This is a genomic window from Rhizobium sp. CG5, assembly GCF_023701945.1.
Classification (GTDB): Bacteria; Pseudomonadota; Alphaproteobacteria; order Rhizobiales; family Rhizobiaceae; genus Allorhizobium.
Genome location: NZ_JABAEF010000024.1, coordinates 63,916 through 86,737 on the forward strand (window position 1 = coordinate 63,916; position 22,822 = coordinate 86,737).

At 61.5% G+C, this 22,822-nt stretch carries 29 protein-coding genes and 1 tRNA gene; 13 read left to right on the forward strand and 17 right to left on the reverse strand.

Going from position 1 to position 22,822, the window contains the following annotated elements; all coding sequences use genetic code 11:
- Positions 1-4: 4 nt before the first annotated feature.
- Entirely contained in the window at positions 5-523 is a 519-nt protein-coding gene (locus tag HGO38_RS27330) for an RNA pyrophosphohydrolase (RefSeq protein ID WP_250958970.1), read from the forward strand.
- A gap of 78 nt (positions 524-601) precedes the next feature.
- Here HGO38_RS27330 and bfr read toward each other — a convergent pair whose 3' ends face one another.
- The 8 genes from bfr to obgE all read right to left on the reverse strand — a co-directional run bounded on the left by bfr (position 602) and on the right by obgE (position 6,981).
- Complete coding sequence (gene bfr, locus HGO38_RS27335) at positions 602-1,087, reverse strand: bacterioferritin (RefSeq protein ID WP_250958971.1); 486 nt, start codon at positions 1,085-1,087, stop codon at positions 602-604.
- 145 nt (positions 1,088-1,232) lie between these two features.
- Positions 1,233-1,544: a (2Fe-2S)-binding protein gene (locus tag HGO38_RS27340; RefSeq protein ID WP_250958972.1), complete on the reverse strand. Its 312-nt coding sequence runs from the start codon at positions 1,542-1,544 to the stop codon at positions 1,233-1,235.
- Between the two features lie 122 nt (positions 1,545-1,666).
- On the reverse strand, positions 1,667-2,149 hold the full coding sequence (rlmH, locus tag HGO38_RS27345; RefSeq protein ID WP_250958973.1) for a 23S rRNA (pseudouridine(1915)-N(3))-methyltransferase RlmH: 483 nt from the start codon (positions 2,147-2,149) through the stop codon (positions 1,667-1,669).
- Between the two features lie 114 nt (positions 2,150-2,263).
- Positions 2,264-2,728 (reverse strand): ribosome silencing factor, encoded by a 465-nt coding sequence (rsfS, locus tag HGO38_RS27350; protein ID WP_250958974.1) that lies wholly within the window; start codon positions 2,726-2,728, stop codon positions 2,264-2,266.
- Between the two features lie 104 nt (positions 2,729-2,832).
- On the reverse strand, positions 2,833-3,483 hold the full coding sequence (locus tag HGO38_RS27355; RefSeq protein ID WP_250958975.1) for a nicotinate-nucleotide adenylyltransferase: 651 nt from the start codon (positions 3,481-3,483) through the stop codon (positions 2,833-2,835).
- The gene (locus HGO38_RS27360; RefSeq protein WP_250958976.1) at positions 3,458-4,741 is read right to left on the reverse strand and encodes a glutamate-5-semialdehyde dehydrogenase; all 1,284 of its coding nucleotides are present in this window, start codon (positions 4,739-4,741) and stop codon (positions 3,458-3,460) included. Before HGO38_RS27360 ends, HGO38_RS27355 begins: the two co-directional genes overlap by 26 nt.
- On the reverse strand, positions 4,734-5,912 hold the full coding sequence (gene proB, locus HGO38_RS27365) for a glutamate 5-kinase (protein WP_250959000.1): 1,179 nt from the start codon (positions 5,910-5,912) through the stop codon (positions 4,734-4,736). The genes HGO38_RS27360 and proB overlap by 8 nt, the downstream gene beginning before the upstream one ends.
- A 1-nt stretch (position 5,913) precedes the next feature.
- Positions 5,914-6,981 (reverse strand): GTPase ObgE, encoded by a 1,068-nt coding sequence (gene obgE / locus HGO38_RS27370; protein ID WP_168473241.1) that lies wholly within the window; start codon positions 6,979-6,981, stop codon positions 5,914-5,916.
- An 84-nt stretch (positions 6,982-7,065) separates the two neighbouring features.
- Here obgE and HGO38_RS27375 point away from each other — a divergent pair, with 84 nt between their 5' ends.
- A complete protein-coding gene (locus HGO38_RS27375; protein ID WP_250958977.1) occupies positions 7,066-7,926 on the forward strand; it encodes an endonuclease/exonuclease/phosphatase family protein in 861 nt (286 codons plus the stop codon).
- Positions 7,927-7,959: 33 nt separating this feature from the next.
- Here the strand turns inward: HGO38_RS27375 and HGO38_RS27380 are convergent, their stop codons facing one another.
- The 4 genes from HGO38_RS27380 to rplU form a co-directional block, all read right to left on the reverse strand.
- Positions 7,960-8,535 (reverse strand): GNAT family N-acetyltransferase, encoded by a 576-nt coding sequence (locus HGO38_RS27380; RefSeq protein WP_250958978.1) that lies wholly within the window; start codon positions 8,533-8,535, stop codon positions 7,960-7,962.
- A complete protein-coding gene (locus HGO38_RS27385) occupies positions 8,535-9,167 on the reverse strand; it encodes a GNAT family N-acetyltransferase (protein WP_250958979.1) in 633 nt (210 codons plus the stop codon). The genes HGO38_RS27380 and HGO38_RS27385 overlap by 1 nt, the downstream gene beginning before the upstream one ends.
- A gap of 136 nt (positions 9,168-9,303) precedes the next feature.
- Positions 9,304-9,576, reverse strand: a complete 273-nt coding sequence (rpmA, locus tag HGO38_RS27390) for a 50S ribosomal protein L27 (protein ID WP_168473237.1) — start codon at positions 9,574-9,576, stop codon at positions 9,304-9,306.
- 37 nt (positions 9,577-9,613) lie between these two features.
- Positions 9,614-9,928 (reverse strand): 50S ribosomal protein L21, encoded by a 315-nt coding sequence (rplU, locus tag HGO38_RS27395; protein WP_250958980.1) that lies wholly within the window; start codon positions 9,926-9,928, stop codon positions 9,614-9,616.
- 308 nt (positions 9,929-10,236) lie between these two features.
- Here rplU and HGO38_RS27400 point away from each other — a divergent pair.
- Positions 10,237-10,326: transfer RNA gene (locus HGO38_RS27400), tRNA-Ser, on the forward strand.
- A 115-nt stretch (positions 10,327-10,441) separates the two neighbouring features.
- Here the strand turns inward: HGO38_RS27400 and HGO38_RS27405 are convergent.
- From HGO38_RS27405 to HGO38_RS27425, 5 genes are all read right to left on the reverse strand, one after another.
- Positions 10,442-10,660, reverse strand: coding sequence for a hypothetical protein (locus tag HGO38_RS27405; RefSeq protein WP_250958981.1), 219 nt, complete (start codon positions 10,658-10,660; stop codon positions 10,442-10,444).
- A 1-nt stretch (position 10,661) separates the two neighbouring features.
- Positions 10,662-11,438 carry an LEM-3-like GIY-YIG domain-containing protein gene (locus HGO38_RS27410; RefSeq protein WP_250958982.1) on the reverse strand — a complete coding sequence of 259 codons (777 nt, stop codon included), beginning with the start codon at positions 11,436-11,438 and terminating at the stop codon, positions 10,662-10,664.
- Positions 11,439-11,552: 114 nt separating this feature from the next.
- Positions 11,553-12,068, reverse strand: coding sequence for a hypothetical protein (locus tag HGO38_RS27415; protein WP_250958983.1), 516 nt, complete (start codon positions 12,066-12,068; stop codon positions 11,553-11,555).
- A 207-nt stretch (positions 12,069-12,275) separates the two neighbouring features.
- Positions 12,276-12,908: an IMPACT family protein gene (locus tag HGO38_RS27420; RefSeq protein ID WP_250958984.1), complete on the reverse strand. Its 633-nt coding sequence runs from the start codon at positions 12,906-12,908 to the stop codon at positions 12,276-12,278.
- Complete coding sequence (locus HGO38_RS27425) at positions 12,905-13,306, reverse strand: (R)-mandelonitrile lyase (protein WP_250958985.1); 402 nt, start codon at positions 13,304-13,306, stop codon at positions 12,905-12,907. The genes HGO38_RS27420 and HGO38_RS27425 overlap by 4 nt, the downstream gene beginning before the upstream one ends.
- Before the next feature lie 266 nt (positions 13,307-13,572).
- On the opposite strand from HGO38_RS27425, the gene HGO38_RS27430 reads away from it, so the two are divergent.
- The 10 genes from HGO38_RS27430 to HGO38_RS27475 all read left to right on the forward strand — a co-directional run.
- Positions 13,573-13,989 (forward strand): hypothetical protein, encoded by a 417-nt coding sequence (locus HGO38_RS27430; protein ID WP_250958986.1) that lies wholly within the window; start codon positions 13,573-13,575, stop codon positions 13,987-13,989.
- Between the two features lie 109 nt (positions 13,990-14,098).
- Entirely contained in the window at positions 14,099-14,260 is a 162-nt protein-coding gene (locus HGO38_RS27435) for a hypothetical protein (RefSeq protein ID WP_250958987.1), read from the forward strand.
- Between the two features lie 84 nt (positions 14,261-14,344).
- On the forward strand, positions 14,345-15,553 hold the full coding sequence (locus HGO38_RS27440) for a TIGR03862 family flavoprotein (RefSeq protein WP_250958988.1): 1,209 nt from the start codon (positions 14,345-14,347) through the stop codon (positions 15,551-15,553).
- 372 nt (positions 15,554-15,925) lie between these two features.
- Entirely contained in the window at positions 15,926-16,972 is a 1,047-nt protein-coding gene (locus HGO38_RS27445) for a fatty acid desaturase (RefSeq protein WP_250958989.1), read from the forward strand.
- A gap of 394 nt (positions 16,973-17,366) precedes the next feature.
- Positions 17,367-18,476, forward strand: a complete 1,110-nt coding sequence (locus tag HGO38_RS27450; RefSeq protein ID WP_250958990.1) for an HD domain-containing phosphohydrolase — start codon at positions 17,367-17,369, stop codon at positions 18,474-18,476.
- Positions 18,477-18,485: 9 nt separating this feature from the next.
- Positions 18,486-18,812, forward strand: coding sequence for an STAS domain-containing protein (locus HGO38_RS27455; protein ID WP_250958991.1), 327 nt, complete (start codon positions 18,486-18,488; stop codon positions 18,810-18,812).
- Positions 18,809-19,177: a response regulator gene (locus HGO38_RS27460; RefSeq protein ID WP_250958992.1), complete on the forward strand. Its 369-nt coding sequence runs from the start codon at positions 18,809-18,811 to the stop codon at positions 19,175-19,177. The genes HGO38_RS27455 and HGO38_RS27460 overlap by 4 nt, the downstream gene beginning before the upstream one ends.
- A complete protein-coding gene (locus tag HGO38_RS27465; RefSeq protein WP_250958993.1) occupies positions 19,174-21,180 on the forward strand; it encodes a chemotaxis protein CheA in 2,007 nt (668 codons plus the stop codon). Before HGO38_RS27460 ends, HGO38_RS27465 begins: the two co-directional genes overlap by 4 nt.
- Positions 21,177-21,692: a chemotaxis protein CheW gene (locus tag HGO38_RS27470; RefSeq protein WP_250958994.1), complete on the forward strand. Its 516-nt coding sequence runs from the start codon at positions 21,177-21,179 to the stop codon at positions 21,690-21,692. Before HGO38_RS27465 ends, HGO38_RS27470 begins: the two co-directional genes overlap by 4 nt.
- A gap of 19 nt (positions 21,693-21,711) precedes the next feature.
- A partial coding sequence (locus HGO38_RS27475; protein ID WP_250958995.1) for a methyl-accepting chemotaxis protein occupies positions 21,712-22,822 on the forward strand: 1,111 nt, incomplete at its 3' end.

The window sequence follows — 22,822 nt, forward strand, 5'->3', positions numbered from 1 at the left end:
CGATATGACCCGAAACGTAGTGACAGCAAGCGATCTGCCGTACCGACCCTGCGTCGGCATCATGGTGCTGAACCCCGCCGGCCTGGTCTGGGCGGGGCAACGCATTCCCATTGCCAATTCCGAATATGACGGCTCGTCGCAGCTCTGGCAGATGCCGCAGGGCGGGATCGACAAGGGAGAAGACCCCCTCGCCGCCGCCTACCGCGAGCTTTACGAGGAAACCGGCATGACATCGGTAACCCTGCTGGCCGAGGCTCAGGACTGGATCAATTACGATCTGCCGCCCGAGTTGATCGGCATCGGCCTCAAGGGACGATACCGCGGCCAGACCCAGCGCTGGTTCGCCTTCCGCTTCGACGGCGACGAAAGCGAGATCGCCATCAATCCGCCGCCCGGTGGCGAGCATGCCGAATTCGACGCCTGGGAATGGAAGCCGATGCACGTTCTTCCGGATCTGATCGTGCCGTTCAAGCGCCAGGTCTATGAGCGCGTCGTCGGTGCCTTCCAGCATCTGGTCGCTTGAAACACCGGACAGCAGGAACAGAAAAGGCCGGGTCGCAAGGGCCCGGCCAGTTCCAGAACGATTGGCGATATCGCCGTGTTATTCAGCCGCGTCCGCCGATTCCGCATTGAGTTGGCCGTAGCGCTCTTCGCCGATCTTGTTGAGCAGGTCCAGCTGGGTTTCCAGGAAGTCGATATGACCTTCCTCGTCCGTCAGCAGCGCTTCGAACAGAGCCATGGTGACATAATCGCCGGCGGCGTGACAGATTTCGCGGGACTTCTTGTAGGCCGCGCGCGCATCGTATTCGCCGGCGAGGTCGGCTTCGAGCACTTCCTTGACGTTCTGGCCGATGCGCAGCGGCGCGAGCGCCTGCAGATTGGGATGGCCTTCGAGGAAGATGATGCGGTCGATCAGCTTGTCGGCATGCTGCATCTCTTCGATCGACTCGGCGCGTTCCTTCTTCGCCAGCTTGGTGTAGCCCCAATCATTGAGCAGCCGGTAATGCAGCCAATATTGATTGACAGCTCCGAGCTCGAGAAAAAGAGCCTCATTCAAGCGTTCGATGACTTGCGCTTCACCCTTCATATCAATTGCTTCCTATGCTTGCGTTATGATGACGCGATGAAAGCAGGAATAAGCCGCGAAGTCGAGAGTTTTCTAGAATCATTCCAGAACTAGGCGGGGGAAAAAGTACGCCGCCAAAGGCCTGCGTCAGCGCCATCGCAGGCGATCAGGCTGCCGAGACCGTGCGCTGGCGCCGATCCAGGATCGCCGTTTTCTGTTCCTGATGAAAACGCTTGAGCCGCTCGATGAAATCGATCACCTCCACGCCGTCGGAATTGCGCGCTGCGTGATAGGCTTCGGTTGTGGAAACGATGAGATCGACGACGGTGGGGAAACAGCCGCAGCAGCGACCGCGCTTGGACATGGCATGATACACCTTCGCCGGGACGATCAGCTGCCAACAGTCCTCATCGAGAAGCTCTGTGATGACGCCTCGGATGTCCTGATCGGTGATGTAATTGCAGCTGCAAACCAGCATGGGAGTACGCGCCCGTCAAACATGACATTCAGTCTCTCCTTTGTGCTAAAGAAGATGCTCTTTGTCAAGATAGTTTGTGATCTGGCGCTAATGAAGAGCCAAATTGCGGCGAGCCGGACGACCTATATCCGATGATAGGGATGGCCGGACAGGATCGTGACAGAGCGATAGAGCTGCTCGGCAATCAGAATGCGCACCAGCTGGTGCGGCCAGGTCATGCGGCCGAGATTGAGCGCAATGCCGGCCTTCTGCCGCAGATCGGGATCCAGCCCATCCGCTCCCCCGATGAGGATTGCCATGTCGCGCTGGCTGCGATCGCGATGGCTGCCGATGAACTCGGCAAATTCCGGACTGTCCATGGCCTTGCCACGCTCGTCGAGCGCGATCAGGAAGGCGCCGTCCGGCAAGGCCTTTTCCAGCAGGCCTGCCTCTTCGCGCTTGCGGGTTGCGGCATTGCCGGCGCGGCTCTCGACGATCTCGACCGTTCGCGAGAATTCCAGCCCGCAGGCCGGCCCTGCCTTGGCAAACCGGTCGAGGTAACGGGACGCAAGATCCTTCTCGGGGCCAGCCTTCAGCCGGCCTACGGCAAAGATGCCAATTCGCATGTCCGCTCCTTGCAAGGTATCCGCAACAATCCAGGCGGCGGCCGGGGATGACCTCCGCTGCCGCTGGTATTGGACCCTTTCCCGTCGAATCTCAACCGAGATCCGCTGGAGCGGTCAGTGCAAGCGTCCCTCTTCGATCTCCGGCGTGGCCCACATTCTTTCGATATTGTAGAACTCGCGGATTTCGGGGCGGAACACATGCACGATGATGTCACCGGTGTCGATCAGCACCCAGTCGCCGGCCTCGAGACCCTCGACGCGCGCAGCGCCCAGGCCTTCATCCTTGAGATCGGAGATCAGATGTTCGCAGATCGCCATGACATGGCGGTTCGAACGGCCGGAGACGACGATCATGTAATCGCCCAGCGCGGACTTGCCTGCAATGTTGATGGTGACGATATCTTCTGCTTTCGAGTCCTCGAGACTTGCGAGAACCAGCTCAAGCTCGCGGGCTGCGGCATCGACGCCACGTTCCGGGCTTTGCGGGATGACGATGGACGTCCTTCCCTTGGTGTGTACTGTTGTCAGAGTTCTTCCTTTCCTGGGTATAACAGAACAGCACGTCTGCGATTCGCGCACCTGGCGCCAACCACCGTTAAAAGGTGGCACCGAATCGTTAATCTTTCAAGGGCGGGCAATCGAAACTCCGCCAGCGCTCAAAGGCCGGGCGGCACAGGACCGTCTCAGGGCTGTTTTGCTTCCCTGAGCGCCGTTGAGCTCAGGGCCGAGCGGGGGCCGTGGATGAAGGTCCAGGACGGCGCGGTCTTCTTCCACAAGGCCCCGGCATCGTCCTCGTCGATCCGGGCATAATCGAAGGTTCTGGCCATTTTCGAAGACAGGTAGGACAGGGTCGAGCCCGGACGATCGATGACGGCAATCGGAAAGGTCAGTGCGATGCGCTGCCATTGCTGCCAGTGATGAAAGGACTTCAGATTGTCCGCCCCCATGATCCAGACGAAATGCGCATGGGGATTGCGCGCCTTGACATGGGACAGGGTCTTGGCGGTGTAGCTGCTGCCCAGCGACGTCTCGAATGCCGTGACCTTGATGCGCGGATTGGTCGCGAAGGTTTCGCAGAGCGCCAGCCGCTCGGCAAGCGGCGCCAGGTTGCTGCGGCTTTTCAGCGGATTGCCGGGGGTGACGATCCACCAGAGCTGGTCCAGCCGCAGGCGCCGCAGCGCAATCTCGGCGACCAGCCCGTGGCCCTGGTGCGGTGGATTAAAGGAGCCGCCGAACAGGCCGACCACCATGCCGCGCTCGGTATGCGGCATGCGCAGATAGTGGTTGGCAATGCCGGTCTCTGTCACGTCAGGGCCGGATCTGCCCGGTGCCATGCACCCGGTAATTGAAGGATGTCAGCTGCTCGACGCCGACCGGCCCGCGGGCATGCATCTTGCCGGTGGCAATGCCGATTTCGGCGCCCATGCCGAATTCGCCGCCATCGGCAAACTGCGTCGAGGCATTGTGCAGCAGGATCGCCGAATCGACCTCGTTGAAGAAGCGCTCAACGACCTCGGGATCGTCGGCAATCACCGCTTCGGTATGGTTCGACGAATATTTGCCGATATGGGCAATCGCCCCGGAAATGCCATCCACCACCGCAACCGCAATGATGGCATCGAGATATTCGGTCCGCCAGTCCTCGTCGGTGGCCGGCTTGAAGCCCGCAAAGACCTTCAGAACGGTTGGCGAGGCGCGAACCTCGCAACCCGCCTCGGTCAAGGCTTCGAGGATCGGCATCAGATGGCTGCCGATCGCTGCGCTGTCGACCAGCAGGGTCTCGGCAGCGCCGCAGATCCCGGTGCGCCGCATCTTCGAATTGACGACGATGGCTTTCGCCATTTCGACATCGGACGAGGCATCGACATAGATGTGGCAAAGCCCTTCCAGATGCGCAAACACCGGCACCCTCGCCTCCGCCTGGACACGCGCCACAAGGCTCTTGCCGCCGCGCGGCACGATCACGTCGATCGTCCCGGTAAGGCCGCCGAGCATAGCGCCGACCGCAGCGCGATCGGTGATCGGAACCAGCTGGATAGCATGCTCTGGAAGTCCGGCCTGCAGCAGGCCCTCCACCAGGCAGGCATGGATAGCATGCGATGAATGGGCCGAATCCGACCCGCCGCGCAGGATCACCGCATTGCCGGATTTGAGGCACAGGGCACCGGCATCAGCCGTTACGTTCGGGCGGCTCTCATAAATGACGCCGATGACGCCAAGCGGCGTGCGCACGCGCTCGATCTGCAGACCGTTCGGCCGATCCCAGGCGGCGATGACGTCGCCCACCGGATCTTTCAGCCCGGCGATTTCGCGGATACCACCGGCCATGGCCAGGATTCGCTCCTCGGTCAGGGTCAGGCGGTCGAGGAAGGAGGCGGCAAGGCCGGAAGAAGCCGCGTTGTCGAGATCGACGGCATTGGCGGCCAGAATGGTATCCTTGCTGGACACGATGGCATTCGCCATGGCATCCAGCGCCCGGTTCTTCTGCTCGGTCGAGGCAATGGCCAGCGGTCGCGCCGCAGCCTTCGCCCTGCGGCCGATCTCCAGCATCAGGGCATCGACGTCATGGTTTTCGGAAACCTTGTCAAGCATCGGCTTTGTCCTTCTTCTCGGCTGAACGGACATCGACCCTTTGGGCCGTTTCGGTCATGACGAGATCGTCGCGATGGATCATGGCGGCGCGGCCGGCATAACCCAGAATGGCTTCGATCTCTGCGGATTTGCGCCCGGTAATCTGGCGTGCCTCATCGGCATCGTAACCGGCAAGGCCTCGGGCGATTTCCCGTCCCTCGACGCCGATCACCGCCACGGTATCGCCACGGCCGAACTGGCCGGCAACCAGACGCACGCCGGCCGGCAGCAGGCTCTTGCCCGAGCGCAGCGCTGCCTGCGCGCCGGCATCGACATGCACTTCGCCGGCCGGCTGCAATTGCCCGGCGATCCAGGTCTTGCGCGCCGTCACCGGCGTTCCGGACGGCGCAAACCACGACGAGCGGGCGCCGGTCTCGATGGCCTTGAGCGGATGGTCCGTCTTGCCCGAGGCGATGATCATGGCGCAGCCGGCGCTGGTGGCAATCTTGCCGGCGTCGATCTTGGTGCGCATGCCACCGCGCGACAATTCCGATGCCGCGCCGCCCGCCATCGCCTCGATCTCCGGCGTGATGGCGGCAATCGTCTCCAGGAAACGGGCCTCGGGATCGAGATGCGGCGGCGCCGTGTAAAGCCCGTCGATGTCGGACAGCAGCACCAGCAGGTCCGCGCCGGTCATGGTGGCGACCCGCGCCGCCAGCCGGTCATTGTCGCCATAGCGGATTTCCGTGGTGGCGACCGTGTCGTTCTCGTTGATGATCGGCACGGCGCCGAGCTTCAGCAACTGGTTGATCGTCGCCCGGCCATTGAGATAGCGGCGCCGCTCCTCGGTATCGCCGAGCGTCAGCAGAATCTGCCCGGCCACGATCGCCGAATGCGACAGGCTTTCCGACCAGGCGCGCGCCAGCGCGATCTGGCCGACGGCCGCCGCTGCCTGGCTTTCTTCCAGTTTCAGGGCCCCGGCCGGCACTTTGAGCACCGAGCGGCCCAGTGCGATCGCCCCGGAGGACACCACCAGCACATCGACGCCACTCGCCTTCAAGGCCGCAATATCGGCGCACATCGCATCGAGCCAGGCCGTCTTCAGGCCCGTCGCCCGATCGACCAGCAGGGCCGAACCGATCTTGATGACAATCCGCCGATAACTGGCGAGCGATTTGCGGCCGGTCTTCATGTCACTCGTCGTCGCCCAGATCCGGAGCCGGATCATGCCTTTGCTTGCTGCGATCGGGAAGCGCCGATTCGCGTCCCGCACCTGCCATGACGATCACGTCGCGCAGGGCCCGCAGCGCATCCGTCATGCCCGCACCGGTGATCGCCGACAGCAGCATGGGCGTCTGGCCGCAGGCCTTTTCAAGCTCCTTGGCCTTCTTCTTCAGTTCCTTTTCGTCCAGCACGTCGATCTGCGACAGGGCGACGATTTCCGGCTTGCCGAGCAGATCGCCGCCATAGGCCTCCAGCTCGGTCTTCACCGTCTTGTAGGCCTTGCCGACCTTTTCTTCCTGGGCCGAAACCAGATGCAGCAGCACGCGGGTGCGCTCGACATGGCCGAGGAACCGGTCGCCGATGCCGACACCCTCATGGGCGCCTTCGATCAGGCCCGGAATATCGGCGAGGATGAATTCGCGCCCGTCGATCGTTGCAACCCCGAGATTGGGATGCAGCGTCGTGAACGGGTAATTGGCGATCTTCGGCCGCGCCCGGGTCACCGCAGCCAGGAAGGTCGACTTACCGGCATTCGGCAGGCCGACGAGGCCGGCATCGGCAATCAGCTTCAGCCGCAGCCAGATGGTCTTTTCCTCGCCCTCCTGGCCGGGATTGGCCCAGTTCGGCGCCTGGTTGGTCGACGACTTGAAATGGGTATTGCCGAAACCGCCATTGCCGCCGGCGGCCAGCCGGAAGCGCTGCCCTTCCTGCGTCAGATCGATGATCAGGGTTTCCTTGTCCTCTTCCAGCACCTGGGTGCCGACCGGCACTTTCAGCGTCACATCGGCGCCATTGGCGCCGGTACGGTTGCGCCCCATGCCATGGGTGCCGATGGTCGCCTTGAAATGCTGCTGGAAGCGAAAATCGATCAGCGTGTTCAGCCCGTTGACCGCCTCGATCCACACATCGCCGCCGCGCCCGCCATCGCCGCCGTCCGGCCCGCCGAACTCGATGAACTTCTCGCGCCGGAACGAAACGGCGCCCGCGCCGCCGTCACCAGACCGGATGTAGACCTTTGTCTCGTCGAGAAATTTCATTTTATTGCCGTTCGTTGCGTGTCAGGGTGGGCGCTCGATTGCCATCTTCGATATAGCCGGTTGCAGCAGAGGTCAAAGATTATCATGAAGTTCGCGAGCTATAACATACAGTTTGGGTTCGGTCTTGATGGGAAATATGACCTCGCCCGCATCGCTGCAAGCCTGCAAGGTGCCGATGTGATTGCCCTTCAGGAGGTGACCCGAGGCTTCCACAGGAACGGTCATGCCGACCTTCCGGTCCTCCTCGCCGACCTCTTCCCGGACTATTATTGGGTCTACGGTCCGGCCTGCGACCTGCATCTCGACAGTACCGTGGTCGACGGCCGCCGCATCGACCGGCGCTTCCAGTTCGGCAACATGGTGCTGTCGCGCTGGCCGATCCTGGCCAATCGCCTGCTCCTTCTGCCGCGCAGCCGCACCATCGACAAGCTCAACCTGCAGCGCGGCGCAACCGAGGCCGTCATCACCACGCCGGACGGTCCGTTGCGCGTCTATTCCGTGCATCTCGACCATATCTCCCCCGACGAGCGCATCGCCCAGATCCGCTATCTGAAAGACCGCGCCCTTCACTATGCATGCGAAGGCGGGGCGCTGAGCGGCGCCAGCGAATTCGGCGTGTCCGGTCCGCCGATCCCCGACGACTTCCTGATCATGGGCGACTTCAACATGGAACCGGAATCGCCGGAATATTGCGAGATGGCCGGCCGCTTCGATGCCTATTACGGCCGGACGCTGCGGGCAAACCAGCCGGTCGACGCGCAAGGCCGCGCCGGTGGACGGGCCTCCGACAGCTATACCTGGATGAATCCGGACGATCGCAGCCGTCGCATGCATCTCGATTATGGCTTTCTCAGTGGAAACCTGGCGCCGAAGCTCGTCGGCAGCCATGTCGATCTGGCGGCAGAAGGCTCCGACCATTTCCCGCTCTGGGTGGAAATCGGCTGATGGCCGGGCCGCTTTGCCGCCCGGCCATCCTGTCTAAAGGCGTGCCGCCGGCCGGAATCCGGCCTGCGTCAACTCGGTCTCGATATGCGGCGCCACGGCGTTGCGCGCCAGCGAATAGAGATCGCCGCAGCCCCTGACCGAAAAGCCGAGCTTTTCCTGAATGCGCAGCGAGGCCGTATTGTCCGCAAACGCGCCGGAATAAAGCGTCACATCCGGCATGCGCCGGAAGAAGCGCTCGATCGCCGCAGACGAAGCCTCGCTCATCAGCCCCTTGCCCCAGTAATAGCGGTTCAGCCAATAGCCGAGATGCCAGAGGCCGTGGCGCAGCTCCAGGCCGACGACGCCGATATGCACGTCGTCCCCGGCGGTAATCGCCAGGGCCCAGTCCGGTGTCAGCCCTGAGCGCACCCGGCTCAGCCAGTCCGCAGCATCCTGCCGATCATAGGGAGCCGGCACGCGCGACAGCATGCGCGCCACCTGAAAATCGGCAAGCGACTGGGCAATGGCATCCCCATCGCCGGGACGGTGCGGCCGAAGCATCAGCCGCGCCGTCTGGATTTCAGGGCAGGGTCCGGGCGCGCGGACCGAAGGTCTGTCCAGCAGATCCATCACCGCATCTCCCCCCAGCTCTTCAGCGACATCCAGGTCTTGCGGTCCAGCCGGTACCATTCGACCGGCACCATGCCGCCCATGGCGAGGTTGCCGACCATGCCGGAGCCCTGGAACTGGAAGCCGCATTTCTGGATGACCCGCCGTGACGCGATATTGGTGACGCGGCAGCGCGCATCGATATGGTCGATGTCGCGGGTGCGAAACGCCATGTCGATCAGCGCATGAGCGGCCTCCGTGCCATAACCCTTGTTCCAATAGGGCTCGCCCAGCCAATAACCGAGCTCCAGGGCCTCGTCATGCTGATGGGGCTCCAGCGCGCAGCAACCGAGGAATTCGCCGTTTTCCGCTTTGGTAATGGCGTAGACGCATTTGCCGATCTCGCCAATATTGGTACGTCGCACGAAATCGGCGGCGTCCGTTGCCGTGTAGGGATGCGGCATGCGAGACACCATCGTGGCGATGGCGGCGTTATTGGCGAGATGGGCAAGGGCGTCGATGTCTTCTGCGTGGGGGGCGCGCAGGACGAGCCTTTGCGACAGTAAGACGGGGCAATCGCTTCTTAACCGATCCGGCCTCAGCCGATCTTCGGGCGACCGCAATTGGTCTACCCGTAACAATTCGCTTTGCATGGTACAGTCTCCTTCGTTGGAAAAAAGGCATGAAAAAAGGGAGATGGGTGGTGCCCCATCTCCCCTTTTGTCTAGACTGAACCTGGTACGGTCAGCCGGGTCGATGAGACACCGGCTGCATTGTACGCTACCGGTTTTATTCTGCTGCTTCCGCCGCTTTCGGCATCACGGACACGTAGACGCGGCCATTGGCCTTGGTACGGTAGGCGACATTACCTTCGATCAGTGCAAAGACGGTATGGTCCTTGCCGAGACCGACATTGCTGCCCGGATGCCACTGCGTGCCGCGCTGACGCACGATAATGTTGCCCGGAACGACGACTTCGCCGCCGAACTTCTTCACGCCAAGGCGCTTGGAATTCGAATCGCGACCGTTGCGCGACGAACCGCCAGCTTTTTTGTGTGCCATGGGAGTTCTCCTTTAAACTTGGTTTCGCGTTGGGCCGTTAAGCGGCGACAATGTCCGTGATACGGACGACGGTGTGATGCTGACGATGGCCGCGCGAACGCTTGGAGTTCTGGCGACGGCGCTTCTTGAAAGCAATGACCTTCTTGCCGCGGTTCTGCTCAACGACTTCCGCCTTGACCAGGGCGCCTGCCACGAAGGGCGCGCCGATGGTTGCATCGGCACCGACGCCGACCATCAGGATCTCGTTGAATTCGATGATATCACCAGCAACGGCTTCCAGCTTTTCGATGGTGAGCACGTCATTGGCAGCAACGCGGTACTGTTTACCGCCGGTCTTGATGACTGCGAACATTGGTTATCCTTTCATGTTCGTTCCAGCTCTGTCCGGTGAAATCCGAACGGCTGTCTTTTTATCAGTCGGAGTTGAGCGGACTTTTTTCCGACAGCGACAGGCTGTCTTCATCGGTCCGCCGGTGAGCCCTGCGCCAAGCGCCAGGAAAACAAGGCACAGTGAGCCCATGCCTAATTCACCGCTCGCATACGTGAGGCGCAAAAACCTGTCAAGATGAAAGCACGAGATAGTTCGATATTCGCCCTTGCAAGCCCGACATTTGCCCGCTATGTAACGCCCGCGCCGACCAAGCGCCGACCAGAACGACCGGAGAGGTGGCTGAGTGGTCGAAAGCACCGCACTCGAAATGCGGCGTGCCTGCAAGGGCACCGTGGGTTCGAATCCCACCCTCTCCGCCATTATTCTGTGAAAATTGAATAGGTTCAGGACTTGATTGCCGTCGCGGAGCTTGGCGTATTGTGCGCTTTACCGTGCAGGCGACTTCGAAAGGCCACGCTTGAGGCGTAGCAGCACTCAAATCATCGAGAAATGCCTCAGCGCTTCTTTGATCGCCTCTTCTCTCTTCTGAGGACATGGATATTTCCTGTTATTCGGATCAAGTCGATTGAAGGCGATGCGACTCGTTTTTCCATCTCGCGCTTTCATGTCGGCGGTCCAGCAGCTCTTGGGCACGAAATTGTGCCGCTCTTTGACCCATGCTTGGATTTTTTTGTAAGTCGCCACTCGTGTCATCTCAACAATTCCAGAAACGGATCGGGTTCTGAATATGTTTCAAATCCGGGTTGGTGACACGCTTCCCACGCTCTCCCACGTATAGATCCCATATTTCCTTCTCGGCTTGCTTGCCGACGAAGCCGATGCGATGGCTCTCTGAACCATCGGCATAAGAGATTGTCGGAAAATTCTTCTGCGTGGCCTGCATCCATTTTTCTGGCTGGAATGCGCCAACAACGATACCTCTAACGACCGCCAGCACATATTCTGCCTTCTCCGCACGCGCCTTTGAAATCCTCCAGCAGTAGCGAACGAGGTTGTAAATGGCTTCCCGATCAGATCGATCTTCAAGTTTGTTGATGTTGATAAGGATAAGGCGATGCGCTGGTTCTGAAGGGAGTTCCGGTAGCGCATACTTATCGATCAGTTCCAAATGGTTCATTGGTCCACGATCGCTACTTGCGTGTCCGCCTTGGATGTTGGTCAGGCCAGGATAAGCATCGATCAAAGCGGCTTCGACCTCAAAGACGGCGTCATCTGGTATTTCGTGCCGATGAATTACATGCAATACATCCAAGCCTGCATTTTTGATCGCACGAATGCGATCAAGCTTTGCGCCAAGCTGCTGGGAGGCATCATCAAGGATCGTCGGTGATCCTGCTGCATGGTCGAAAACGCGGTTGTTTCGCCCCTTGCCAACGTAAAAGGTTTCGCCGTTTCGCGGGTCAATCAAGCGATAAACGTAATTGCCAAGCTTTTCACAAACCTCGAGCGGGAAGCACTGCATCGATGACATTGAAAACCTCTTTTGATGGGCATTTTCGCATTCAAGGATGCAGTTCGCAACGATAAATTGTGCTCCGGGATAGTCCTTGGCACCCCTCCACCCATCCCCCGGAAATCCTCCGCGCTACTCCGCATTGACCGCCAGCCATTTCTCCAGCTCCACGATGACGCTCAGTCGGAGGCTCGAATTTCGGGCCAGCGCCAGGGTCAGCGAGCGGTCCTCGGCGAGGAAGCCCATTTCTGCCATGACATCGGCCGGGCGCAGGCCGCGCCGGATCATGATGGCCTTGATGCGCTCCACGGTGGCGGGCAGCAGGTAGCGGCCGGTGGCGATCGGCGGGGGCGGTGACGGCGGCATCGCCGCCTGGGCTCCCGGGCCCATGCCGGCCGGGGCGGCAACAAGGGCGCCGTCTGTTTCGGCAAGCCAGGACAGGAAGGCGCGGCGATCGTCGTCCGTCGCCTTTTTCCAGGAATTCTTCAGCTTCTGCAGGCGGGTGCGCTCGCCGGTCAGCCCGGCCATCTGCATGGCGCGCGGCAGCGACGGGATGCGTCCGGCCAGGAAATCGACGTAAAGGCCCGGATATTCGGCCTTCAGCCGTTCCTCGTCTTCGGCACTGTCGCGTTTCGGTTTCTTGGACATTTGATCATCCGGGACTGGTTTCATCCGTCGGCTCGAACCTGCCGCCCGATCGCGGTATAGATTTTTGGGCAGCGGCCGGAAGCACAACGAAGGAGATAGGGCGCCTGGCGAAAAGCGGAACACTCGCGGCCCGCTTTAACGCAGGCGCCCCGACGAGGCGAGGAAAAAAGCAGGGGCCGCTGGCCAAACCTGTGCCGGCACCAGCCGTCACGGTGATGGCGCCGGCGATAGACTGGTCGCCTCGTCCTCTCCAAGGATCACCACCCGTCCGGCGGTGAGGTCGACCACCATGGCCAGAATGGCCGCCAAATCGGCCTGCGGCAGGGCCAGCGTCAGTTCGACCCCCTCGCTGACGAAGGCTTCGTGATCGATCCGCACATCGGCGCAGCCAAGCAGGCGCGACTTCACCAGGCTGAAATCGGAAAACGGGCAGCGGATGACCGATTTGAGCCGCAGAACGATCGGCTGCTTGTCGGCAACCCTGAGGCAGGTCGCGGCGGTGCCGCCATAGGCCCGCATCAGGCCGCCGCTGCCCAGCAGAATGCCGCCGAACCAGCGGGTGACGACCACCGCGACGCCATCGAGCGCCTGGCCGTCGATCGCCTGCAGGATGGGTTTTCCCGCCGTGCCGCTCGGCTCGCCATCGTCGCTGAAGCGATAGGCCTGTCCGACGCGCCAGGCCCAGCAATTGTGGTTGGCACCGGTATCCGCATAGGCCGCGATGAAATCCCGCACCGCCTGTTCGCTGTCCACCGGTCCGGCCAAGGCCCGAAACCGGCTTTTCTTGATCTCCTGCGCAAAGGTCTCGATGCGCTGCAGGCTGTGGAGCGTGCGCGTCAAGCCTGCCCGCCATAGTCTTCGTCGCTGACATGCTCCAGCCAGTCGACCGATGTGCCGTCCAGCGCTTCCTGCAGGGCGATATGGGTCATCGCAGTGGTTGCCGTGGCGCCGTGCCAGTGTTTCTCGCCCGGCGGAATCCAGATCACGTCGCCCGGCCGGATCTCCTGCAGCGGCCCGTCCCATGTGCGCGCCCAGCCCATGCCGGAGGTGACGATCAGCGTCTGTCCGAGCGGATGGGTGTGCCATGCCGTGCGGGCGCCCGGTTCGAACGTGACCGATACGGCCCGGATGCGGGCCGGCGCCGGCGCCTCGTGCAGCGCGTCCTGGCGCACCGCGCCGGTGAAATAGTCCGCAGGCGGCACGCTCGACGGCCGTGATCCGCAACGCTTGATATCCATATCCGTTCTCTCCTTTTTGCGAGCGACCAAGCCTATCACCCCCAGGCGGCCGGAGGAAACGGACCGTTTTCGCAAAGAGTGCCAAGACGCCCGCACAGGCGAGCATCGACGTGACCGGCTTTGCAATTTGCCGGCAGAGCAGATAGCTCTCTGGCCAGACGAATCGGTTACGCCACATCGGGACGGGCCATGGATCTGCCCGCTTGGAATGGCGCGGCTTCTGCCACCGACGACCGATGAAAAACCGATCCAACGAGGAAACCCTGATGCCGAACTGTCTCTTGCCTGTCGTTCTGGGCGTCACCCTCGCCGTCGGCGCGGTCTCCTCAGCCTATGGCGACGACTACACCGCCTACAGCAACACGGCCGAGAGCATCACCGGCAATATTGCCATGGATGATTTCAGCCTGGTCTTCCAGAATGGCGAGGAGTTGATCTTCGACCAGCTCATAGCCGACCATTTCGTCGTCGATGGCGAACGGGTTCCGGCTTCCGTCTTCAGCGTCCAGAATCCGTCCGACCCCGAACTGGAAAACGGCAATCAATTGTGCGGCATGGGCGACGTCACCTATATCGCCAACTGGGCGGCCGGCGAAGGTCTTTCGGCCGTGGCCGTCTTCACCGGCAAGGCGCCGCCGACATCAAGCGACGAGATGTGCGCATCCTACATCTACCAGGACTAACCCGCGCGCCGAGCAGAGCTGTGCCGATCTCAAGCCCGGCGCAAGCGTGCGGCCCTATCGTGGCACCCCACAGTCGGGATGAGCCGCGACAGAGAAGAAGGACCATGAGATGTCGAACGAACCGGACCACGCGATCGAGCGGCTGATCGAAATGGCCGATCTCTCCTTCCTGGAAGAGAAAGCCGACGAACTCACCGATATCCTGGTCGAAGCCCTGAACGAGGCCTTCCGCATCCTGCACGACGACCAGCGATCGACCACCCTGCACTGAGCAAGACTTGCCTGCCCATGCCGATCGCCCTAGAACGAGGCGATACCTTGAAGCCACAGTGGCTCGGCGCATGAAGTTAAGTCCATGACACCAAAGCAGATCGCAATTGTCGGCGGCGGCCCGGCCGGCCTGATGGCGGCCGACATCCTGTCTGCGGCGGGTCATCGGGTGACGGTCTATGAGTCGATGCCGACGGTCGGACGCAAGTTTCTGCTGGCCGGCAAATCGGGACTGAACCTCACCCATTCGGAAGACTACGACGTCTTCGCCTCCCGCTTCGGGGCGGCCGGTGCCCGCCTGCGCCCGGCCCTTGATGGTTTGCCGCCGGAAGATATCCGCGCCTGGGCAGCGGCGCTTGGAACCGAAACCTTCGTCGGCACATCGGGACGTGTCTTTCCCAAGGCCATGAAGGCATCCCCCCTGCTGCGGGCATGGCTGGCGCGGCTGGAAAGCCAGGGCTTGGTGATCCGGACCCGGCATCGCTGGACCGGATGGAGAAACGGTGCCCTCAGCTTCGAGACCCCGCACGGCACCCTTATGATAGAGCCGGATGCGACCCTTCTGGCGCTCGGCGGCGCAAGTTGGCCGCGATTGGGATCGGATGCCGCCTGGACGGCATGGCTGAGTGCACGGTCGATCGATATCAAAGCGTTCAGGCCGGCCAATTGCGGCTTTGATGTCGCATGGAGCGATCTCTTCCGGCAGCGCTTTGCCGGCGCACCGATCAAGTCTGTGACAGCAAGCTCGCCCGCTGGAACCATGTCGGGCGAATTCGTCGTGACGGAAACCGGCATCGAGGGCAGCCTCGTCTATGCCCATGCGGCGGCCCTGCGCGACCAGCTTGAAAGTTCAGGCCAGGCGGCCCTGATCCTCGACTTTGTCCCCGGCAGAACAGCAGAACGGCTGGAGGCCGACCTGTCCCGCCAGGACAGCAAGGCCAGTTTCGCCAACCGGCTGCGCAAGGGCGCCGGTCTCGACGGCGTGAAGGCGGCGATGCTGCGCGACATCATGCCCGAGGCCAACCGGTTACAACCGGATGCGCTGGCAAAGCGGCTGAAGACCCTGCCGCTCCCCGTCCTGCGATGCCGGCCGATCGCCGAGGCCATCTCCTCGGCCGGCGGCGTCGCCTGGGCGGGTGTCGACGAGCGATATATGCTGAAGACGGCGCCCGGTGTTTTCGTGGCCGGCGAAATGCTGGATTGGGAGGCCCCGACCGGGGGCTATCTTCTGACGTCCTGCCTTGCCACCGGAAAGGCCGCGGCAATCGGCATCGAGGCCTGGCTGCACATATGACGCCCATGGCGGGAACGGCAATTGCCGGCCGGTGCGACAAGCTGCCACCTGCCAAACGCTCCGCCGGACCTGCAATGCCGCGCGACAGGCTTGAATCTGCCACATTAAAGATTTACGTAACTCCACATTGAAATGGTTTGATCAGATGTCAGCATAGTAATGTGCTGTGTGTGCTCAAGACGAGAGAGCACTGCCATTGATGGCCGACGATTGCGCAACATTTCCAGCCCACACCCGGCTTCTCGACCGGCTGCCCTGCAGCCACGATGCGTGGAACACCGCTTGCATCAAAGCGTTGCACACACAGGCCCATGCCGGGCTTCGGCCTTCACCCCACCGTTTTTCCTTCACCCAGAAAGCAAGCCAAAGCTCATGAACGCGATGCCCACCCTCGAGCATCCCAAAGGCCCGGACGAAAAAGCCTGGCTGAAGATTTTGTCCAAGTACCGCGAACCCAGCCCGGGACGCAGCACGTTCGAACTGATCGTCACCGTGGTGCCCTTTGCCGTGCTCTGGGCCTTGACTTGGGCCGCGGTCCACTACGGCTATTGGCTGGGTCTGGTCCTGATCATTCCGGCGGCGGGTTTTCTGCTGCGCCTTTTCATGATCCAGCACGATTGCGGGCACGGCTCATTTTTTGCGCGGCGCTCGGTCGATGACTGGACGGGCCGCCTGATCGGCATCCTGACGCTGACGCCCTACGATTACTGGCGGCGCGCCCATGCCGCCCATCATGCTTCGGCTGGCAATCTCGACGAGCGCGGCATCGGCGACATAACGACGCTGACGGTCGAGGAATATGCCGCCCTGTCGAAGCGCCAGCGGCTTGCCTATCGCCTCTACCGGCATCCCCTGGTGATGTTCGGCATCGGCCCGGCATTTCTCTTCCTGTTCAAGCAGCGCCTGCCCTTCGGCATGATGCGGTCCGGCCTCAGCCCCTGGGTTTCCACCATGGCGACCAATGCCGCCGTTGCTGTTCTGGCCGGCCTGCTGATCTGGGCTGTCGGCCTGGTTCCGTTCCTTCTGGTTCACCTGCCGATCGTCATTCTGGCCGCAACGGCCGGCATCTGGCTGTTCTATGTGCAGCATCAGTTCGAGGACACCCACTGGTCCAAGAAGCCGGAATGGCAATTCCAGGAGGCAGCCCTGCACGGCGCGTCGCACTATGATCTTCCGCCCGTGCTGCGCTGGATGACCGGCAATATCGGCATCCACCATGTCCATCATTTGTCGAGCCGGGTACCGTATTATCGCCTGCCGGAAGTGCTGAAGGACCATCCGGAACTGGCGAACCTCGGCCGCATCACGATCATGGATAGCCTGCGTTGCGTCAAGCTCGTCCTTTGGGATGAAAGCAGCCGCCGGCTCATTTCGTTCCGCGATGCCCGCCCCCGCCTGGCGGGTCTTCAGGCAGCGTAAAATAGCGGGCGCCCCCAGAGGCGCCCGCTCAAGATTTGGCGGGGAAGCCAATCCCCGCTGCAGGACGGCGGGGCCGTAACTAACGCGCCCCGACACCACCCAAAATTTGGTTGTCTACACCAATTAATTGTCGCAATACGCGATACGTGGCCCTCTGCTCTTAACGCTCCGTTAACTTTGTTATCAGACATTACAGTCAAGATAGATCACCAAACGAAGCGACTTCATACAGCTTCCGAGCTACCGCTCCGCTGATCGAACGGCTGCATGACGCAGATCGAAATAAAAAATCCCAAAAATATCATCTTATAGCGTTCAATGCGGAGCACACCCGCGTGTTCTCTATAACAATTCGTAAACAATTCTTTCCCCGACTGGGAATTTGGAGCGGAACGTGCGCGTTGTTTTGATTGACGACAGCAAATCGGTATTATTCGCGCTGGAAGCAGCGCTAAAGGATTTGGTCGACATCACCACAGAGACGTTTCTCGATCCTGAGATGGCCTTGCTGGTCTGCAGGACGACGGTCTTTGACATCGTTCTCGTGGACTACACGATGCCCAAGATGAACGGCATCGAAGTCATCCGCAGCCTGCGGCGGCAGCCGCACTACAGCCACGTCCCGATCATGATGATCACCTCGGAAACCGAGCGCAGCATCCGGCTGGAGGCAATCGAAGCTGGCGCCACGGAATTTTTGAGCAAGCCGATCGATACCATCGAGTTGAAGGCGCGGGTCCGCAATCTGCTGGCCTTGCGACAGGCGCAGCTGGAACTGTCGGCGCGCGCCAAAGGACTGACGGCCATCGTTGCCAATGCCACCTTGAAGCTCGTCGCCCGCGAAGAGGAAATCATCTGGCGACTGGCGCGGGCCATCGAGTACCGCGATGGCCATACCGGCGAGCATGTCTCGCGCGTCGCCCATATCTGCCGGTTGCTGGCTGAAGACCTCGGATTGGACGAGACATCGTGCCGGATGATCTATCTGGCAGCACCGCTGCACGATGTCGGCAAGATCGGCATCGCCGATGACATTCTTCGCAAACCCGGGCGCCTGACGGCGGACGAACTGGAACAGATGCGCAGGCATGTTGAGATCGGCGTGAGCATCCTTGAGCACGGCTCGTCCGATCTCATTCGCGTCGCCGAGACCATTGCCGGCGGACATCATGAAAAGTGGGACGGAACGGGATACCCGAACCGGCTTTCCGGCGAGCAGATCCCGATTGAAGCCCGAATCGCCGCGGTGGCGGATGTGTTCGAGGCCTTGTGCTCTGAGCGGCCTTACAAGAAGGCCTGGTCCGTGGACGAGGCCTACCAGTACATTCTCGCCAACAGCGGGCTGCATTTCGACCCACGCTGCGTGGATGCCTTCGTCCACCAGTGGCCAGCCATCTCGGCGTTGATGGCGGAACAAGCCGATGCCGAAACGGAGAGCGGCGCGTCGCCCTCCATCAATAGCCTTGCGTCCAGTTCATCCAAACTTGCCCCCAAGCGGGCCTAGGGAATGCCGATGTCAAACGAAACCGCTCCACATACGCTGACACTGCCCCAATCTCTGTCGATCCGAAACGCGCAGGCCGTGCGCGAGCAATTGCTGAGCGGCCTTACGGAAAGCAGCAGCGTCCTCATCGACATCCCAGAGGGCGCCGATGCGGACCTCAGCTTCATCCAGGTGCTGGAGGCCTCGCGCCGCCACGCCCAAACCTACGGCAAGTCGATCGCCCTGAAGAACCCAGCCAGCGGCCGCGTGCTTGATACCCTCAGACGAGGCGGTTTCCTGACGGATATGGATGCCGCCGCCTGCCAGTTCTGGTTCCATCGGAAGGAAATACAATGAGTGCGAACATTCTCACGGTTGACGATTCAGCCAGTATCCGGATGACGACAAAAATCGCGCTGACCAATGCCGGCTATCAGGTGACCGAGGCCGTCGATGGCCTTGACGGCCTGAACAAGGCGAAATCGGCCAGCTTCGACCTGATTGTCACCGATCTTAACATGCCGAACATGAACGGTCTTGCCATGATTGAAGCGCTGCGCAAGTCGCCCGCTCACACAGGCATACCGATCATCTTTCTGACAACGGAATCCGATGCCGACATAAAAAGCCGCGCCAAGGCCGCCGGCGCCACCGGCTGGATCACCAAGCCTTTCGATTCGGAACAACTGGTCAAGATCGCACGAAAGGTCCTCGGCAGATGAACACAATGGATCCCATCCAGGTCTTTCGGACAGAAGCAGCCGAACTGTTCGAGCAGATCGAAGACGGCCTGCTGGACCTGCTGCACAATCTCTCCGACCAGGATCAAATCGACGCGGTCTTTCGCGGCCTTCATACGCTGAAGGGATCGGGAGCCATGTTCGGGTTTGAGGCCCTGGCCGCCTTCACCCACCATTGCGAGACCGCCTTCGACCGGGTGCGCAAGGGCGAAGTGCCCGCCACCAGCGAATTGGTGGCTGCCGTGCTGGAAGCACAGGATCACATGCGTTCGCTGGTCGACACCCCGAACGGCGATCATGAAGAAACGGGGCGCCAGCTTCTGTCCAAGCTGCAGGCCGCAGTCGGCGGACAGAAGGCCCCGACAGCTGCGACAACGACGGTTGCCGCCGCTGCCTCCGCCAAGGCCGAGGCCCCCGCCGAAAGCACCACCTGGCAGATCGATTTCAAGCTGCCCATTAATGCCATGGCCAACGGCACCAATCCCTTAGGCCTGCTCGACGAACTCGCCGAGCTTGGCGAATGCACCATCAAGGTGGACAATTCGGCCATCCCTTCGCTGGCCGAACTCGACCCTTCAGACCTGCATCTGGCATGGAAGGTCACGCTGACCACTGCCCAGCCGCGCTCGGCCATCGACGATGTCTTCATTTTCGTCATGGACGACATGCAGCTTGACATCACGACGGTTAAGCCCGGCGCTCCCGCCGAGCCGGTGCGCCAGGAAACCGCCGTTGTCGTCGCCGAAGAGCCTGCTCTTGAACGGCGCAGCCAGGCCATACCGGCTGCAGCCGATGCCAAGCAGAACAAGGGCGCCGAGAATGTCCGCGTACCTGCCGAACGCTTGGACGAACTGATGGACCGCGTCGGCGAGTTGGTGATTGCCCAGTCCCGCTTGTCGCAGCTGGCCAATGCCAGCGCCGATATCCAGCTACGCGCCGTCTCGGAAGACGTTGAACGCCTCTCGGGCGAGCTGCGCGACACCATGATGGTACTGCGCATGGTGCCCGTCGGCAGTCTGTTCGGACGTTTCCGGCGCCTGGTTCACGACCTTGCCCGCGAAACCGGCAAGACGATCGAACTTGAGACGGAAGGCGAAACCACCGAGGTCGACAAGACGGTGGTCGAGCGCCTCGCCGATCCGCTGGTGCATCTGGTGCGCAATTCCATCGACCACGGCCTGGAAACGCCGGACGAGCGCATTGCCGCTGGCAAGGATCCGGCTGGCCGCGTGCTGCTGTCGGCCCGCCAGTCCGGCGGCGAGGTGATCATCACCATCAAGGACGACGGCCGCGGCATCAACCGCGAACGGGTGCGGGCCAAGGCCGAATCCTCCGGCCTCGTCCAGCCCGGTGCCGTGCTCTCCGACCAGGAACTGCTGCAGCTGATCTTCCAGCCCGGCTTCTCGACCGCCCAGCAGGTCACCAACCTGTCGGGCCGCGGCGTCGGCATGGACGTGGTGAAGAAAACGGTCGATGCGCTTCGCGGCGTGATCGACGTCAAGAGCAATCCGGGCCTCGGATCCGAGGTGGCGCTGCGAATCCCGCTGACACTTGCCATCATCGACGGCTTGTTGGTCCGGGTCGGCAATGGCTGCTACGTCATCCCACTCTCCACCGTGGAAGAATGCCTCGAACTTTCGCTGGAAGACGATCTGCGCTCGCGCGGCCGCAGCTTCATATCGCTGCGGGACAATCTCGTTCCGTTTATCCGGCTACGCGATCTGTTCCGCACCGGCATCAAGCCAGATCCCTTCCAGAAGATCGTGGTCATATCCACCGGCAGTGAACGGGTCGGCCTGGTCGTCGACCAGATCATCGGCGATCACCAGACCGTCATCAAATCCCTATCCAAGCTCCACCACGATGTCGCCACCTTCTCCGGCGCGACCATCCTGGGCGATGGTAGCGTGGCCCTAATCCTCGATGTCGCCCATCTGGTCGTGTCGGGACAGCAGCAGGAGGCGCAGTTGCGTGCAGCAGGATGAGTGAAGCTCTGAGAAAAACCCCAACCCCCAACGGCGGCACCGTCGATGAAATCGAGATTCTCACCTTCGACCTTGGCGGCGAGACCTTCGCCTTCGACGCCATCATCGTTCAGGAAATTCTCGACCTCCTGCCGGAAACCGCCGTCCCAGGCAGCCGCCCCTTCGTGGCCAGCGTCATCAACTTTCGCGGCAAGGTCATTCCGCTGGCCGACATCCGGCTGGCCTTCGGCATGGATGCCACCAAGACCACGATCGATAGCCGGATCATCGTCATCCAGCTCGATATCGAGGGCGAACCGACGCTGATCGGCGTCAGGACAGACAAGGTCCATGAGGTGACGACGCTGGCCAAATCGGCCGGCGAGCCACCACCCAGCGTGGGCATGCGATGGCGCCCTGACTTCATCGAATGCCTTGTCCGTCGGGACAGCGAGTTCATTATTATTCCAAACCTGCAAGCCATTTTTTCCGCCCAGCATGAGCGCAACACCGCGCCCGCGCATTCGGCCTAAAGTACGAGAGGGTTTCGTTATGCGTGCTACCATTAAGTTAAAGTTGGCCATGGCATTTGGCTTCGTAATTGTGATGCTGATCTCTGTTGCCGCCCTTGGCGTCATCAGCCTGGGCGAACTCAACAAGACGCTTCAAACGGTCGTCGAAGGGCCAGCCGCACGCCTCAACCTGGCGCAGAACATGAACAATGCTCAACTCCAGCAGTTGCGCCAGCAGAAGAACATGCTGCTTGCCACGGACATGAAGGCCGTCCAGGAATACGGCCTGAAGGCGGAAGGCTTCCGCAAGGAGTTCGATACGGCGTACGAGTCTGTATTGCTGCTCGCCACCGAACAGGGCAAGGTTCTGTGGAGCAAGCTCAGCGGCTTTGAAACGGAATATCGCAAGCAGGACGACGCAATCCGCGCCATGATCCTGGCCGGCAACCAACCGGGTGCCCTGAACCTTTCGTCCACGGAAAACCGCGCGACCGTCAACGAGATCGACCAGTTGCTGACGGAAATCATTGAGCTTGAAACCTCGCGCCTGGAAGATGCCAAGGTAGAGGCCGGTGCCAACTACGCGCAGACACGCACCATTATGCTGACGGTCGCCGGTATCGCCTTGGTGATCGCCGTGATCTCCGCCGTCTGGATTGCCCTGTCGATCAACCGTGGCTTGCGCAATGCGGTCACAGCGGTTCAAACCGTGGCCGATGGCGACCTGACATCGCTCGCTACCGTCACCACGCGAGACGAAATTGGCGACCTGCTGGGCTACGTCAATACCATGATCGAACGCCTGCGTGGCGTAGTTGGCGATGCGCTGGCCGCAGCCGACAATGTATCGTCCGGCAGCCAGGAACTGTCGGCAAGCTCCGAGCAGCTGTCGCAGGGCGCCACCGAACAGGCCTCCTCGGCCGAAGAAGCCTCTGCCTCGATGGAACAGATGGCCGCCAACATCAAGCAGAACGCCGACAACGCCGCCCAGACCGAAAAGATCGCCCGCCAGTCGTCGAAGGACGCCGAAGCGAGCGGCGAGGCCGTCAGCCGCGCCGTCGGCGCCATGCGCACGATCGCCGAGAAGATCTCGATCGTCCAGGAAATCGCCCGCCAGACCGACCTGCTTGCTCTGAACGCCGCGGTCGAAG

Coding starts and splice junctions, on each gene's coding strand:
- HGO38_RS27385 (WP_250958979.1), bottom strand. CDS start 9,167: ATGCAAAGCGAATTGTTACGGGTAGACCAATTGCGGTCGCCCGAAGAT.
- HGO38_RS27410 (WP_250958982.1), bottom strand. CDS start 11,438: ATGTCATCGATGCAGTGCTTCCCGCTCGAGGTTTGTGAAAAGCTTGGC.
- HGO38_RS27405 (WP_250958981.1), bottom strand. CDS start 10,660: ATGACACGAGTGGCGACTTACAAAAAAATCCAAGCATGGGTCAAAGAG.
- HGO38_RS27440 (WP_250958988.1), top strand. CDS start 14,345: ATGACACCAAAGCAGATCGCAATTGTCGGCGGCGGCCCGGCCGGCCTG.
- HGO38_RS27330 (WP_250958970.1), top strand. CDS start 5: ATGACCCGAAACGTAGTGACAGCAAGCGATCTGCCGTACCGACCCTGC.
- obgE (WP_168473241.1), bottom strand. CDS start 6,981: ATGAAATTTCTCGACGAGACAAAGGTCTACATCCGGTCTGGTGACGGC.
- bfr (WP_250958971.1), bottom strand. CDS start 1,087: ATGAAGGGTGAAGCGCAAGTCATCGAACGCTTGAATGAGGCTCTTTTT.
- HGO38_RS27360 (WP_250958976.1), bottom strand. CDS start 4,741: ATGCTTGACAAGGTTTCCGAAAACCATGACGTCGATGCCCTGATGCTG.
- HGO38_RS27470 (WP_250958994.1), top strand. CDS start 21,177: ATGAGTGAAGCTCTGAGAAAAACCCCAACCCCCAACGGCGGCACCGTC.
- HGO38_RS27460 (WP_250958992.1), top strand. CDS start 18,809: ATGAGTGCGAACATTCTCACGGTTGACGATTCAGCCAGTATCCGGATG.
- HGO38_RS27355 (WP_250958975.1), bottom strand. CDS start 3,483: ATGGCACCGGGCAGATCCGGCCCTGACGTGACAGAGACCGGCATTGCC.
- HGO38_RS27415 (WP_250958983.1), bottom strand. CDS start 12,068: ATGTCCAAGAAACCGAAACGCGACAGTGCCGAAGACGAGGAACGGCTG.
- HGO38_RS27455 (WP_250958991.1), top strand. CDS start 18,486: ATGTCAAACGAAACCGCTCCACATACGCTGACACTGCCCCAATCTCTG.
- HGO38_RS27465 (WP_250958993.1), top strand. CDS start 19,174: ATGAACACAATGGATCCCATCCAGGTCTTTCGGACAGAAGCAGCCGAA.
- HGO38_RS27435 (WP_250958987.1), top strand. CDS start 14,099: ATGTCGAACGAACCGGACCACGCGATCGAGCGGCTGATCGAAATGGCC.
- HGO38_RS27430 (WP_250958986.1), top strand. CDS start 13,573: ATGCCGAACTGTCTCTTGCCTGTCGTTCTGGGCGTCACCCTCGCCGTC.
- rpmA (WP_168473237.1), bottom strand. CDS start 9,576: ATGGCACACAAAAAAGCTGGCGGTTCGTCGCGCAACGGTCGCGATTCG.
- HGO38_RS27375 (WP_250958977.1), top strand. CDS start 7,066: ATGAAGTTCGCGAGCTATAACATACAGTTTGGGTTCGGTCTTGATGGG.
- HGO38_RS27340 (WP_250958972.1), bottom strand. CDS start 1,544: ATGCTGGTTTGCAGCTGCAATTACATCACCGATCAGGACATCCGAGGC.
- rlmH (WP_250958973.1), bottom strand. CDS start 2,149: ATGCGAATTGGCATCTTTGCCGTAGGCCGGCTGAAGGCTGGCCCCGAG.
- HGO38_RS27425 (WP_250958985.1), bottom strand. CDS start 13,306: ATGGATATCAAGCGTTGCGGATCACGGCCGTCGAGCGTGCCGCCTGCG.
- HGO38_RS27380 (WP_250958978.1), bottom strand. CDS start 8,535: ATGGATCTGCTGGACAGACCTTCGGTCCGCGCGCCCGGACCCTGCCCT.
- rplU (WP_250958980.1), bottom strand. CDS start 9,928: ATGTTCGCAGTCATCAAGACCGGCGGTAAACAGTACCGCGTTGCTGCC.
- HGO38_RS27445 (WP_250958989.1), top strand. CDS start 15,926: ATGAACGCGATGCCCACCCTCGAGCATCCCAAAGGCCCGGACGAAAAA.
- proB (WP_250959000.1), bottom strand. CDS start 5,912: ATGAAGACCGGCCGCAAATCGCTCGCCAGTTATCGGCGGATTGTCATC.